Below are 13482 nucleotides of genomic sequence, written 5' to 3'. Positions count from 1 at the left end.
ATGACCTCACACTCCACTTCCGCGCCGCGTGGCGATGCAGGCAACCGGGACCGGCATCGGCTGTTCTGGCGTTGGCATCTGTATGCCGGGCTGTTCGTCGCGCCGTTTCTGGTGTTGCTTGCCATCACCGGTGCGATCTATCTGTTCAACGATGAGTTGAACGATGCCCTCTACCCGGAGCTGCGCTTCACCCCTGCCCCGTGGCAAGAGCGATCACCGCTGGCGAGCATGATCGATGCGGCGGAGGCCTCCGCGCCCGGTAGCAGCGCCACGCGGATCGATGTACCGACTGATCGGCAACGTCCTGCCCAGGTCTATCTGCAGCGCGCCGATGCAGAAAGTCAGATCACCTTCGTCGACCCCGGCACCGGTCAGGTGCTTGGCGCGATGGTGCCGTCCCGGACGCTGGTCGGTTTCGCCGAGCGCCTGCATGGGTCGCTGATGCTGGGCACGCTGGGCAGTTACCTGATCGAGCTGGCCGCGTGTTGGGCGGTGGTGCTTATCGTGACGGGGCTCTATCTGGGCTGGCCGCGTGGACAAGGGCTTGCCTGGTGGTCGGGCGTTGTCCCGAATATGCGCGCCAAGGGGCGGGCATTCTGGAAGTCGCTACATGCTGCCACGGGCCTGTGGGTGTCAGTGCTGGTGCTGTTCCTGATCTTCACCGGCCTGCCATGGGCTGCGTTCTGGGGCGACTGGGTGCGCGGTGGCGCGGAGGCCATCCATGCGGGCTACCCGCCGGTTTATCGCCGCTACGTGGCACCGGAGGCACCGAAGATCGGCAGTGCGTTCAACGACGTGCCGTGGACGTTGCAGCACGCACCGATGCCGCCTGCCGAGGCGGCGGCCGACGCAGCACATTCGCATCACGGAAGCCACGCGTCCCCGGCGGACGGTGCGGCGCGTCAGTGGACCGCAGCAGGTTTGGAGCGCGCGATAGCGCATGTGCGCGCTGCAGGCACGGCAGACCCGCTGCGGGTATTCCTGCCGAGCACGCAGCGCGGTGCGTTGATGGCCTACACCTACCCCGACAGGCCCCAGGGCCAGGTCACCTACCACTTCGACAGAGAGGGCGAACTGCTGGTGCGGGCGGGCTTCGATGATTACGGCGTCGTGGCGCAGGCCATTGAAATGGGCGTGCAGCTGCACATGGGCAACTACTTCGGGCGCGCCAATCAGGCGGTCATGCTGGCCACGTGCATCGGCATCGTCGTGCTGTGTGTGTCGGGTGTGGTGATGTGGTGGCGGCGCAAGCCGGCTGGCCGCATCGGCGCACCGGGTACAGGCAGCCGCACGCCGCTTCGCTGGTGGCTTGTCATCGCCCTCGTGACCGCCATCGTGCTGCCGCTGGTGTTTCTGTCGCTGCTGGTGGTCTGGGCGTTTGATCGCTGGATCAGGCCGCGCTTATGTCTGTTCCGCTGGCTGGATTGAGGGCGTGCAGGCGCTCTTGCTTGTTTCTTCCGCAGGCTTTCGACAGCGAGTGTCTGGCGCGCCGATTTACTTTCCCTGGTAAGCCGCTCGCCCCTGCAGAGAATCTGCGCTTTAATCAGGTGGCGAGGTCAACGCGACGAATACCAAGGACGGTCCATGTTCAGAAGCCTGTGTTTGATGATGTGCCTTTGGTCCAGTGGGACGGCGCTCGCCACGCCGCCTGCCCCAATCCCCAAGGATGCCTACATCGAGTTTCTCTGGACCAGGACGAGCGTGGGCGCACTGGCGCGGCAGGAAACCCGCTCTTTCGCCTTGGATGGCCGCTTTGATCACCAGGTCTGCGTGGCGATCCTCAACAAAGACCTGGTCGTCGAGCGTATGGAAGTGCGGGCCATCGGCCCCGCCGGCCGGCAGATCAGCCGCCAGATATATCGCGACGTGGACGGCAGCAAGAAGTGTTTCTCTGCCGATCTGCCGGCAGACGCGCCCGCTGGCAAATGGACTTACGAGGTTCGGGTCAACGATCAGGATCGTGTGGTGGGTGCTCAGTCGGTCGACGTGTTCGCTACCGTGGACGCCTTGGTCGAGCAAACGCCGGCCGGCATGCCTTACGTCCTCGGCCGACCGAATTACGATCCGTCCCTCGCACCCGATCAGTTCACGGGGGAGCTGGTCTGGGTCATGCACATCAAGCGGGATGGGACGGTCAGCGCCGTGGATATCGAACGCGCAGAAGGCGTGGGCATCACCCTGCAGCCGAAAGCAGTGGCAGCGGGACTGATCTCTCTCTTTCCTCCGGACCCGGCGCGGGATGCCAGTGCGACATTCCGGCGGCACCTTTCCTTTCGGCCGGACAATTGAGCGCCGCATTGGTTCTCCGGCCGATTGCGCCTTTGATCACCACGCCATTGGCGTCGCCGTCGCACCTGCCAGATTCGCAACTATCCTCATGGACGCATCCATGCTGTGCACGGACCATGATCGGGCTGAAGCCGAAAGGTCACAGCCGGGATTGGCATCCTGACAGGTAACAAAGCGATTGGCTCTGTTCTGCCCTCCGGGGCACGGCGGAGAATGCACAGCATTGCCCACCGGTCACACGGCGGGCGGTGCGAGGGGATCCCAATCCGCCGGTCTTTTGCTTTGTTACCACCGGTATGCCAACCCGCATCGCCCGCCACCCTGCGCTCTGGCGCAGGTGGCCTCATCGCATGCGAGGTCCGACCGATGACACCCCAGCATCCACGCAGCCGCGCTCGCCTGGCGCTATTGCTTGGCGACCGCGTGAACGCCTTCCCACCCGGCTTTGTCGATCAACTGGAAGCGCAGATCGAGCAGTTCGAACGCGACCACCCCACTCATCCATGGACGCCACGACTGGCTCTGGTCCCGGCCCCGTCCGAGATTGAGGACGAGCTGGCGCGCAGCGGCAAGGTCATCGTGTCGAGACGCGTCCTGCAAGGGTTGGATGCCATCCTTGAGATCCTCCACGGTGAGCATCTCTCACGATGCGACGGGCATACCGACACCCTGCTGGGCGAGCATCTGCTGGAAGGGCTGCTGGTGGCCGGTCGAGAGCTGATCAAGACGTCGGTCGGACCGGATCTGGGGGCCCATTGATCATGGACAAGAACCCCGAACCAACTTGCGCAGATGGCCTGGAAGATATCGCCACGACGCTGCGCTCAAATCCCCTGACCATTCGCCGACGGCTCACTGCGCCAGCTGGCGTGCGCCTGACGAGTCTGACGGCGGTGTTGAGTGCGATGGGCCTTCGCCTGCATATCGAGGCGAAGTGACACCTTGGCACGGTGTAGCTGCGGGATCACCGGAAGCCGCACCCTCGTGCAACGACGCCTCGAGCAGGCTGACATAAGTATCCAGCCGAACCCGCAGCCCGACCAGCAGCCACCCCACCGCATACAGCAGCACCATGGCGAAGATCAGTATCGCTTCGATAACCGTGACATCGAACACTGCAGACCAGTCGCCCCACTGCCAGTGGCGGAACTGCAGGTAGAGCGCGATCAGCAGGGGGAACGGCCCGAGGCGCTGCAGTCCGCCGTACATCATCCCCATCCGATCGGTCATGCCGGTCCGCAGGGTGCTGACGAAGCGCAGGCGCTCTTCGCGCTGTTGCCGGGGGAACGTGCGCAGACGCTGCGCCACGATCTGCCAATAGCCGAACTCGGCGTCCATCTCCTTCGCATGCGAGAGTCGCGGCTGGGTGTACTGGCGGAGCTGGCGACGCGCTGCGAGGATCGACCCCACCAGGAAGCTGGCAACCTCTATGACCAGACAGCTGATTGCAATCGCAAGCGCCCACTTGATATCCAGGAAATGAGATGGAATCAGCGCGGCCAGGATCGCCAGCGCTGCAGCAGCAAGGCCAACCCGAAACAGCCAGCGCTCGATTCTCGATGCCTGCGGATACACGCTGTGCTTGGCATAACGCTGGACCTGCTGATACAGCCAGTCGAAGGTCAGCGATTCGCCGCTGTCGGGTTCTTGATTCGGCACGTCCGTCGCGCCTGCGTGCATGTCCATTGCCGGTTCTTCCTTTTCCCGTCCGGGCCCCCTGCCCTGACCTGCATTCTACCCCTGCCGCATCGGCAAGCACCGATGACCGCGGCTGCCTGCTACCCTCGGCAGCCACGACCCGCCGCCGCCAGGTGACCCCGTTGACCCGTTGTAGCGCTGTGTTCCTCCATGGCTGAGGCCGCCGGCACCCTGCCCCTGCACTACCGCCTTGATGACCTGCGCATCGATGTGGCGCGGCAGCGCGTGGTCCGTGAGGGCGGCCAGGTCGTGGACGTGGCCGGGCTCAGCTTTCGCCTGCTGCATTACCTGATCACCCAAGGCACCCGGGTTGTCGGTTTCGATGACCTGATCGCCAACGTGTGGGCGCCCGCGCATGTCAACGAAGAGACGGTGACCCAGCGCGTCCGCCTGCTGCGCCAGGCACTGGGTGACGACGGGCGTCAGGCGCGTTATCTGCGCTCCGTGCGCGGCCAGGGCTATCAGTTGTGCAGCGAGCCGGTGCCGGATGCATCGGCGGACACGCAGCTCACGCCTCCGCCGCGCCGTTCGCCGATGATCATCGGAGCCGCCGCGCTGCTGGTCCTCGCGCTGTCTGGACTTGCGTGGTGGCAATGGCCGGCCGCCGTGGGCGCTGGCGCATCGCCGCTGCTGGAGCGTGCGGACTATTACGCGGCCATCGGTCAGCGCGACAACAACGAACGCGCCCTGGCGCTGTATCGCCAGCGCTTGCAGGAGGTGCCGGATGATATGCCGGCTCAGCTCGGTGTTTCCCGCGCCCTCGCCGCGCGTGCGTGCCTGTACAACGGCAACCGCAACGATGTGCAGCAGGCGTTGGCGCTGGCGCAGGCCGTGGTGGGGCGCAGCTCGGAGCGGTCCGCGGCCTATGCGACGTTGGGCTATGCGCATGATTGCCTTGGCGAGGTCGACGCCGCGCTGGCCGCGTATGAGCACGCGGTGCAGCTGAACCCCGACGACGACGCAAGCCGCGCCTCGGCCGCGTATCTGTATGCCCGCAAGGGGCGCCTGCATGATGCGCTGGCTTCAAACCTCGCCGTGCGTCATCCGGAACGTGTGCGCTTCTGGACGGTGCAGGTCGCCTCGAACCTGGAGTTGCTGGGCTACACCGCGGCGGCCGAGGCGCGTTACCGGCGCAGCTTCCAGCTGTATCCGGACAATGTGTTTTCCAACAGTGCCTGGCCCGTCTTTCTGTATGGACAAGGCCGCACGGCGGAGGCACAGGCGGCGCTGGACGAGGCCATGGCACGCGGCACCGAGCATGCCGCGCTGTATCTGCTGGCGACGGAGCTGGCGTTGCAGCGCGGTGACCAGCCCGCTGCCCGCAGTGCTGCCCTGCAGGCACGGGCCTTGAAGTCCCACGCCAGCCTGCCCGGCACCATCGCCTGGATCACCGGCGCAACCCCGGTGCCCGCTGCAACCGCGCTGCGTCAGCAGTCCGCCGCGTTGCAGGCCGGGCTTGCGCAGGGTGCCGACCCCTTGGACGGGGTGGAAGCGGCCCTGCTCGCCGAGCTGGCGGGCGACCGGCAGGCCGCCCTGCAAGCGCTCAACGCTGCTGTTGCCAGCGGTTACCGTGATGCCGCGTATCTGCGGGTGTCACCGCTGTTCAGCGCGTTGCGTACCGACCCCGGATTCGCCGCGGTGGTGAAGTCGGTGCAGGCCCACGTGGCGACCGAACGGGCGCGCGTCATCGCATCGGGCATCCTCCCCGAAGACGCACGGCAGCCTACTGCGGCGCGGTGAGGACGAAATCCTGCAGCAGCGCCCGGGTCTGCTCATGCATGCCACGCTGGTTGTAGCGGGTGCGCGTCACCACCATCACCAGCGCTTTCTCGGGCACCACGAATACCGCGTTACCGCCATTGCCGGACATCGTCCACGCCTGCAGCACCCGTGCGCCGTCCTTGAAGGTGAAGCGCCACATCTGGTAACCGTAGTCTGCGTCGAACGGGGTCTGCGCACGCACCTGGGTCATGGCCTCGATCCAATCGGCAGAGATCACCTGCCTACCCTTCCAGCGACCGCCGTCCAGCATCAACTGCCCCAGCTTGGCGAGGTCGCGGCTTCGGTACTGGGTGCCGCCGCCGCCCATGCCGACGCCTTCTGAAGCACGCTGCCACACCGACGTCCGGATGCCCAAGGGCCGTTCCAGCGCGTCGGCCGCGAACTGTGCCAGAGGCATATGGGCTGCACGTTCGACGATCGCGCCCAGCAGGAAAGAGTTGGCCGTGCAGTAGGCAAAGGCGCGACCGTGCGGGCTGTCCGCCGGGCGCAGATTCCACGGCGCATAGCCGCGCTCGGGCAGGTCCAGCGTGAACCCGGTCCAGTCAGCACTGACGTACATGCGTTCTTCGTTCCCGGCCGAGAAGCTGTTGTTGTCATCGCACTCCCACGCCGCACTCATCGTCAGCAGGTCTTCGAGGGTGATGGCGTCCTTGAAGGCCCCGGCGTGCGCGGGCGTCCTGTCCGGGAAGTAGCCCAGCACCGGTGCGCTCACCCCGTTAATCAGGCCGCGATCGATGGCCGCCCCGACCAGCAGTGCGGTGACGCTCTTTGTCAACGAACGGGTGTTGTGCAGCGTCTCCCGGTCAGCCCCGTTGAAGTACGCCTCGTGGATCAATGCGCCCTGATGGATCACCAGCACGCTGGTGGTATCAGGCGCTTGGCCGTTGTTGATCGCCGCATCGAGCGCGGCGAGTCGCGCAGGATCGAAGCCGTGACCTGCCGGGTCGCCGGCGGGCCAATCCTCCGCCACGGCCAAGGGAGGAGCAGCGCACGCGGCGCTGGCGGCGAGCAGCAGGACGGCGACAGGAAACAGGCGAAGCAGGATCGACATGGGCACACTCCAGCAGAGGAGTCCGCAGCGGACCATGCCATCAAATGAAGGGCCTGATGACTGTCTGAAGAATAATGAAGGCCTTGCCCATCAACGGTTTATGACGTCACCCGCAGAGGCGGCCGCTGCGATGCGGCCGTCCCTCCTGACCCGATGACGGCCTAGTGCCCGGCCACCGCCGAGCGTGCGCCAGCCGCAAATCCATGATGTCGCGCGCGCCAGACGATGCAGAAGCCAACGGCCAGCAGGAACGCCATCGCCGCCGGGAAGGTCTGCGCGCCCCACTGGTCCAGCAGCACCCCACCCATGACACCGCCACCGGCGATGACCAGGTTCCAGGCGACGACGTTGAGTGACAGCGCCACGTCGGCGCCCTCGCCCGCACTGTCGGCCAACGCCGTCTGCAGCAGTGTGGCGGCACCGCCGAACGTCAGGCCCCAGATCGCCACGCAGACATACACCACCGGCTGCAGCTGCTGCAGGAACGCCAGGGTCACGCAGATCACGAAGAACGTGGCCAACGACACCAGCACGGTGCTGCGGAGGTGTCGCTCGACCCGCTTGGCTGCCACGCCGATGCCGATCAGTGCCGAAACACCGAAGACCAGCAGCAGCACGTCCACGCGTTCGGCGAGCCCGGCGTTGGCCGCGAACGGAGCCACGTAGGTGTACAGGATGTTGTGCGCCAGCATCCATGCCATGACGGTGGCCAGCACCGGACGCACGCCCGGCGTGGTGAGCACCCTGCGCAGCGGGACGCGCTGGGCGGCTGACTGGCCCGGGTAGTCCGGCACCTTGACCAGCACCCAGACGATCAACACGACGGTCAGCGCCGACATGGCAGCGAACGCAGTGCGCCAACCCAGCAGGCCGCCCATCCACGTGCCCAGCGGCACGCCGAGCGACAGCGCAATCGGTGTGCCTACCATGGCGATGGCCATCGCCCTGCCCTGTTGGTCGGGCTGCACCATGCGTCGGGCATAGCCGGCCAGCAGGCTCCACGCCAGGCCTGCTGCGGCGCCAGCAAAGAAGCGGGCCACCAGGGTCAGTGCATAGTCGTTGGACACTGCGGTGATCGAATTGAATACAAGGAAGCCGACGATGGTGAGCAGCAGGACGTTGCGTCGCCGCCACTGCTGGGTCGCGATGGTCAGCGGAATGGCGGCAATCACCGAGCCCAGTGCGTAGGCGGTGACCGTCTGTCCTGCCAAGGCGGGCGTAATGCCCAGCCCATCGGACATCAGCGGCAGCAGCCCCGCCGGCAGGGTTTCGGTGACGATGCAGATGAAGCCGGTCATGGCCAGCGCCAACAGCGCAGCGATGGGCAGCGGCGCAGGGCCCGCAGCAGGTGTGGTGGAGGTGGGGGAAGTCACGCAGTGTCCTTTGGGTTGGGAATCCTGCCGCACCGGCTCGCGTCTAGGGGGCAACCCGAGGGGTGGAAGGTCTGGCGGATATGTATCGACCGATATAGATATAGGTGTGGAATCGCGGCTTGTCAACGAGATATGTATCGAATAGTATTTATGTAAGCATCGGAGGACGCCATGGCACAAATGGGCCGACCACGTAGTTTCGACCGTGACGCCGCGGTGGATCAGGCGCTGCACCTGTTCTGGCAGCAGGGCTACGAATCCACCTCACTGTCCCAACTCAAGGCAGCCATCGGCGGCGGGATCAGTGCGCCGAGTTTCTACGCGGCGTTTGGATCCAAGGAGGCGCTGTTTCAGGAATGCGCTGAGCGCTATCTGTCGACCTATGCACAGGTGACCCACTGTCTATGGGACACCACGCTTGCACCAAAACAGGCGGTGGAGCGTGCGTTGCGCCAGTCGGCCAGGATGCAGTGCGAACGCGGCCACCCGAAGGGCTGCATGGTGACGCTGGCTGTCATGAGCGCGCCCACGCCCGAGCTTGCGTCGGTGACCGCGCCGCTCACCCGGTCACGCGCCCACACGCGGGCTGGCATCCGTGCCTGCGTGGAGCGCGGGATCGCGGCGGGTGAGTTCGGAGCGGACGCCGATGCTGCGTCGCTGACCTGCGTCTTCGACAGTTTCCTGCAGGGCCTCTCTCCCCTCGCCCGTGATGAGGTGAGTCTCAAGGTCATGGATGCCGCCATCACCCGACTGATGTGCGCGTGGGACGCTCCGGCCGCGTAATGGCTCGGCGCTACCGAGAGATACGACGTGGTAGCGCCGACCCATGGTCGGCGAGCGCGAAGCGCGGCCTGCGTCCGGCGTCAGGGTGCCGGATGCATTCCGCCGAGCGTGGCTCGGCGCTACCGGATCGCGCGCCAACAGGGGAGCCGGCGTGGTAGCGCCGACCCATGGTCGGCGAGCGCGAAGCGCGGCCTGTGTCCGGCATCGCAGCCCCGGAGGGAATCCGCCGAGCGTGGCTCGGCGCTACCGGGAGATACGTCGTGGTAGCGCCGACCCATGGTCGGCGAGCGCGCAGCGCGGCCTGCGTCCGGCGTCAGGGTGCCGGATGCATTCCGCCGAGCGTGGCTCGGCGCTACGGGGATGGCGCGCCGCCCTGGGATCCGGCGTGGTAGCGCCGACCCATGGTCGGCGAGCGCGAAGCGCGGCCTGCGTCCGGCATTGCGGTGCCGGAAGGAATCCGCCGAGCGTGGCTCGGCGCTACCGGATCGCCTTGAACGTCAGTGCAGTGCCAAGGCGTATTTCTTCTCGCCTGCCACGACCGCCAGTCGCACGAGCTGCCGGTTGTCGTCCTGCTGCGCCAAACGGTTCTCAGGCGGTGGCAACGGGCAGGTTGCGAAGTCCGTGTAGGCACACGGCGGGTTGTACGCGCGATTGAAATCCAGCGTGACCGTGCCGTCTGCCGCGACCGCATCGGTGCGCAGGTAGCGACCCACCCCGTAGGTCTGCCGGCTGGTTGTCTGGTCCTGGAACATCAGGTTCAAGCTCTTCGCCGGGTCTCCCAAGGCTTCCAGTTTCCACTGCCGCCCTTCTTTCTCGAACACGACGTAGCCTGGATTCGGGTTATCGGCGACCTCGCCGAGCACGTTCACGATCGGCAGCGTCCTGCCCGGCGGGTGTGGCACGAAACGCGCCTGCACACGCCAGCTTTCCTCGGCCGGGAAGAAGTCCAGGCCACCGAAGTGCAGGCGCGCCGGCGCATCGGCATGGCGCACTCGTAGTGCCAAGCGCTGCCCGCGCTTGATCGCGGTGATCTGTCCCTTGCCGTCGTCATAGGTCAGCGTGGTGCCACCGCCCTTCCCTTCTGGATCCAGCCGTATCTGCCCCTGCACCGGCTTGCCATCGGCGGTGACCTGCGCCCCGTCCACCGGCCTGAAGTACAGACCGTCGGCCCGCTGTTCCAGCTGGGCCAAGCGGTCCGGTGCGATCGCCAGGCGGATGGCATTGCCTTCAGCAGCGCCCACACTCTGCGTTCCGGCCTCGATCCAGTGCAGGCCAATCAGGCTGGTCCACCCATCGGGCTTACCCAGATCCGCGGTACGTTCCTGCACCCACTCGGCGTGTTCGCTCTTGAAATCCAGCGCTGCCGTCGCGGCTGCGGACGTCTCCGGCGCAGGCGTGTCATGCGGGCTGCACGCCCCTGCCAGCAGGGTGATGACAAGGACAGAGGCTAGCGTGTGCGTCTTCATGCAGGTCACCAGTTTTTGGAAATGCCGAGGTGGACGTAGCGTCCGTAGGTTTCGTGCAACGCGCTCAGGTAGCTGCCGGTGGCATTCAGCGGCGGCTCTTCGTTGAACAGGTTGCGCGCCCCCACTTCCACCGCCGTCCCCTTCAGGCGTCCTCTGTTGAACTCCTTTTTGACCGACAACGCCCAGCGCTGGGTGGAGCCCACCACGAACGGCGTGCGATCGGCATAGGCACCGGCCGTCACGCTGTCGATGTAGTCGTCGCGCAAGCGGACCGTCCAGTCCTGCAGGTTCCAGATCAACGTCGCGCTGGCCCGCCATTCCGGCTTGGCCCCATTGATGCCGACCTCGTTGGCCGCGCCCAGGTCTGGCGCGATGATGTTCAACTGACCATTGGCAATGGCGGCCGCCACCTGCCGCACCTCGGCAGGTTTCTGCTGGGTGTATTCCTTGAGCTGGCTGACACTGAGCAGGAAGGCGAAGTTGCCCCAGGCCGTCTCGCTCAGGCGCCAGGTGACGTTGTAGTCCACGCCCGACGCGGTGAGTGGCCGGCGATTCTGATATCGGTTGTACACGTGCGTCACCACGCCCGCAGGCGCAAGACCCGAGCCTGCAAACAGCGCGGTATCCTCCGCCGTGACGGCCGCACGCACCACATTCGGGTTGCTGCTGCCCTCCACCACGCGCAGATAGGCGTCGTACAACAGCTCCTCACCCAGGGTATTGATCGGATTCTCTACCTGCACCCGCCAGGCATCCACGCTCAGGCTGATCGCGCCCAGGGAGTCCGGCAGGAACTGCGGCTCGAACACCGCGCCCCATGACGACTGCCGGGTGGTTTCCGGCTTCACGTCGTCACCGTAGGAGGTCACGGCGCTCACCGAGGGCTTGACCGACGAGCCACTGCTGTAAGCATTCAAGCAGGCGCTGTAGTCGGGCTGGGCGCCCTTGGTGATCAGCGCGTGGCAGCGGATGGCATCGTTGTTGAAGCCGAAGCCATAGGTCGGCGGGGAGTTCACCAGTTCCAGTCCCGGCGCGCGAAAGCCGCCGCTGACCGAGCCACGCAGCAACAGGCTGTCATTTACCTTCCACGCGGCGGCCAGCTTCGGCTTGGCTACCTTGCCGGCATCGCTGTAGTCCTCCCAGCGGCCCGCAATCTGCAGATCCAGTGACTGGACCAGCGGTATGCCCTGCGCGGGGGAAATCAGCGGCACGGCGAGTTCGATCAGCGCTGACTTTACGTTGCGGCTGCCGCGTACATCGGGCCGGGGGCTATGGGTGAAGAAGTTGCTGGCTGCCACCGTACCGGTATACCAGTCCGTATAGGGACGGCTGCCATCGATGTTTTCGTCGCGATCATCCTCACGGCTTTCATACCGGTACTCCACGCCTGCCGCCAGGCCGATGTCACCGGCGTACCAGGTCAACAGGTCCGAACGGTTGATCTTGAAATCCCAGAGCGCCAGCTCCGTAGTGCCTTCGCGGGTGGCCTCGCCAATGAACGCCGAGGTGTCGTAGGGCGTGGCATCGCCCAGCCGGATGCTGGCCGGATCACCGCCACTGAAGGGGTTGTAGGCACCGGCATCGGTACGGTTCACCGCGGCGATGAAAGCATCGGTCAGCCCGCCCTGCTGCGTGTCGGTACTGCGTGCACGCGAATACAGCAGCGCGGTTTCCCAGTTCCAGCCGCCGTCGGTCCAGCCGCGCACGCCCAGCAGCACACGCGACTGATCGTTATCCACCTTGACCCGGCGTACACCCGAATCCGCAAACTGGTAGTTGAGCAGCCGGATCGCGTCGGCGCCGCGCAAGGCGTCCGGCACCCAATAGGCGTCCGGGCGGATATGCAGCAGGAAGCCGTCACCGCCGAAGCCCGACTCGCTGCTCACCCAGGATTCGGAGGTGGCCCGGTAGTAACCCAGTTCCCCGAACAGCTGCAGGTTGTCGGTGGCATCGAAGCGTCCACTGGCGAAGACATTTCCCTTGTTGATGGACGGTGCCGAAGTAATGCCCGGCTCGGCCGCGGAATCATAGTGATAGCGCGTCGGTACCGCGCCGGACACCAGCGAACCGCTGGCGGGATCGACGTGCCAGCTGCCGGTGCGCCGGCTGCCGGCATAGGTGTCGAAATGACCCCATGGGGTTCGTGTGCTGAAGCCCGAGCTACCGTTCGGATCCGGCACGCTGGTGCCATCGCCGAGGGGACGGCGGCCATCGGTGGCGGTGAACCAAGCATCCGAGTTGCGCTGCGCGGTCCGCTTGGAGACGCCATACAGGACCGAGATGTTGCCGCGCCCTTCCGCGAAATCACTGCCGAAGTAACCGTCCAGCGAGATGTCTTCGCGATGGCCATCAGCCACCTTGCCGTAGTTCAGCTTGATGCCACCGCCATTCTGCAGGTTGCTCGGCGTCACCAGGTCGACCACGCCTGCCACGGCATCGGAACCGTAGATGGACGCCGCGCCATCCAGCAGCAGGTTGACCCGCTCCAGGCCGAAGGTGGGAATGGCATTGGCGTTGTAGGTCGTGTCGTCGCCGCTGTTGCTGATCGGGTGCTGCACCGTGCGCCGGCCGTTGATCAGCAGCAGCGTGTACTTGGAGCCCAGGTTGCGCAGGTTGATGGACCCCACGTCACCGCGTGCGACATTGGAGTTTCGTCCTGCGTTGGTCGTGCCCTTCTCGGTGACGGCGACATCACCGAACTGCGGCAGGCTGCGGAACAACTCGTTGCCGTTGGTCGCTCCCGTGGCGTCGATCTGTTCCCGGTCCACCGCGACCACCGGCAGCGCGGCCTGCGCGCCACCCCCGGCGATCTGCGAGCCCAGCACCGACACCTTGTCCAGTAACCGGGCATTCGAGCCCTGCGACGGCGCAGCCCCTACACCCGTTTCTTCGGCGGCATACGCTGCCGGCGCAAGCAGGGTGCACAGGGCAAAGGCCAGCCGACCGCGACGAGGACGGCGGCCGTGCAGGGCATGGCACGGGCTTTTCGCGATCAGCTGCGAACGGTGGGTGCGACTCATTGAATATCCCCAGGTGATGG

Annotated in this window: 10 protein-coding genes; 5 read left to right on the top strand and 5 right to left on the bottom strand. The window is 65.8% G+C overall.

Going from position 1 to position 13482, the window contains the following annotated elements:
- From ABRP17_RS17950 to ABRP17_RS17940, 3 genes are all read left to right on the top strand, one after another.
- Entirely contained in the window at nucleotides 1-1428 is a 1428-nt protein-coding gene (locus ABRP17_RS17950) for a PepSY domain-containing protein (protein WP_349984247.1), read from the top strand.
- 156 nt (nucleotides 1429-1584) lie between these two features.
- Complete coding sequence (locus tag ABRP17_RS17945; RefSeq protein ID WP_349984248.1) at nucleotides 1585-2289, top strand: hypothetical protein; 705 nt, start codon at nucleotides 1585-1587, stop codon at nucleotides 2287-2289.
- A gap of 366 nt (nucleotides 2290-2655) precedes the next feature.
- Nucleotides 2656-3048 carry a hypothetical protein gene (locus tag ABRP17_RS17940; protein WP_372486838.1) on the top strand — a complete coding sequence of 131 codons (393 nt, stop codon included), beginning with the start codon at nucleotides 2656-2658 and terminating at the stop codon, nucleotides 3046-3048.
- Nucleotides 3049-3141: 93 nt separating this feature from the next.
- On the opposite strand, the gene ABRP17_RS17935 is transcribed toward ABRP17_RS17940, so the two are convergent.
- Nucleotides 3142-3975, bottom strand: coding sequence for a hypothetical protein (locus ABRP17_RS17935; protein ID WP_349984250.1), 834 nt, complete (start codon nucleotides 3973-3975; stop codon nucleotides 3142-3144).
- A gap of 162 nt (nucleotides 3976-4137) precedes the next feature.
- Here ABRP17_RS17935 and ABRP17_RS17930 point away from each other — a divergent pair, with 162 nt between their 5' ends.
- Nucleotides 4138-5727: a winged helix-turn-helix domain-containing protein gene (locus tag ABRP17_RS17930; RefSeq protein WP_349984251.1), complete on the top strand. Its 1590-nt coding sequence runs from the start codon at nucleotides 4138-4140 to the stop codon at nucleotides 5725-5727.
- Here ABRP17_RS17930 and ABRP17_RS17925 read toward each other — a convergent pair.
- Both ABRP17_RS17925 and ABRP17_RS17920 read right to left on the bottom strand, forming a co-directional pair.
- A complete protein-coding gene (locus tag ABRP17_RS17925) occupies nucleotides 5711-6820 on the bottom strand; it encodes a serine hydrolase (RefSeq protein ID WP_349984252.1) in 1110 nt (369 codons plus the stop codon). The two genes, ABRP17_RS17930 and ABRP17_RS17925, sit on opposite strands and share 17 nt — an antisense overlap.
- Before the next feature lie 161 nt (nucleotides 6821-6981).
- Nucleotides 6982-8193 (bottom strand): MFS transporter, encoded by a 1212-nt coding sequence (locus ABRP17_RS17920; RefSeq protein ID WP_349984253.1) that lies wholly within the window; start codon nucleotides 8191-8193, stop codon nucleotides 6982-6984.
- A 216-nt stretch (nucleotides 8194-8409) separates the two neighbouring features.
- Here ABRP17_RS17920 and ABRP17_RS17915 point away from each other — a divergent pair, with 216 nt between their 5' ends.
- Nucleotides 8410-8976: a TetR/AcrR family transcriptional regulator gene (locus tag ABRP17_RS17915; RefSeq protein ID WP_349984254.1), complete on the top strand. Its 567-nt coding sequence runs from the start codon at nucleotides 8410-8412 to the stop codon at nucleotides 8974-8976.
- Nucleotides 8977-9473: 497 nt separating this feature from the next.
- On the opposite strand, the gene ABRP17_RS17910 is transcribed toward ABRP17_RS17915, so the two are convergent.
- Both ABRP17_RS17910 and ABRP17_RS17905 read right to left on the bottom strand, forming a co-directional pair.
- Nucleotides 9474-10442 (bottom strand): DUF1684 domain-containing protein, encoded by a 969-nt coding sequence (locus ABRP17_RS17910; RefSeq protein WP_349984255.1) that lies wholly within the window; start codon nucleotides 10440-10442, stop codon nucleotides 9474-9476.
- A 5-nt stretch (nucleotides 10443-10447) separates the two neighbouring features.
- Nucleotides 10448-13462, bottom strand: a complete 3015-nt coding sequence (locus tag ABRP17_RS17905; protein ID WP_349984256.1) for a TonB-dependent receptor domain-containing protein — start codon at nucleotides 13460-13462, stop codon at nucleotides 10448-10450.
- Between the last annotated feature and the right edge of the window lie 20 nt (nucleotides 13463-13482).

It is taken from the genome of Stenotrophomonas sp. WHRI 8082, from assembly GCF_040223995.2.
GTDB lineage: Bacteria > Pseudomonadota > Gammaproteobacteria > Xanthomonadales > Xanthomonadaceae > Stenotrophomonas.
This window is presented reverse-complemented; position numbering and strand designations above follow the sequence as displayed.

Coding starts and splice junctions, on each gene's coding strand:
- ABRP17_RS17905 (WP_349984256.1), bottom strand. CDS start 13,462: ATGAGTCGCACCCACCGTTCGCAGCTGATCGCGAAAAGCCCGTGCCAT.
- ABRP17_RS17925 (WP_349984252.1), bottom strand. CDS start 6,820: ATGTCGATCCTGCTTCGCCTGTTTCCTGTCGCCGTCCTGCTGCTCGCC.
- ABRP17_RS17950 (WP_349984247.1), top strand. CDS start 1: ATGACCTCACACTCCACTTCCGCGCCGCGTGGCGATGCAGGCAACCGG.
- ABRP17_RS17940 (WP_372486838.1), top strand. CDS start 2,656: ATGACACCCCAGCATCCACGCAGCCGCGCTCGCCTGGCGCTATTGCTT.
- ABRP17_RS17935 (WP_349984250.1), bottom strand. CDS start 3,975: ATGGACATGCACGCAGGCGCGACGGACGTGCCGAATCAAGAACCCGAC.
- ABRP17_RS17910 (WP_349984255.1), bottom strand. CDS start 10,442: ATGAAGACGCACACGCTAGCCTCTGTCCTTGTCATCACCCTGCTGGCA.
- ABRP17_RS17930 (WP_349984251.1), top strand. CDS start 4,138: ATGGCTGAGGCCGCCGGCACCCTGCCCCTGCACTACCGCCTTGATGAC.
- ABRP17_RS17945 (WP_349984248.1), top strand. CDS start 1,585: ATGTTCAGAAGCCTGTGTTTGATGATGTGCCTTTGGTCCAGTGGGACG.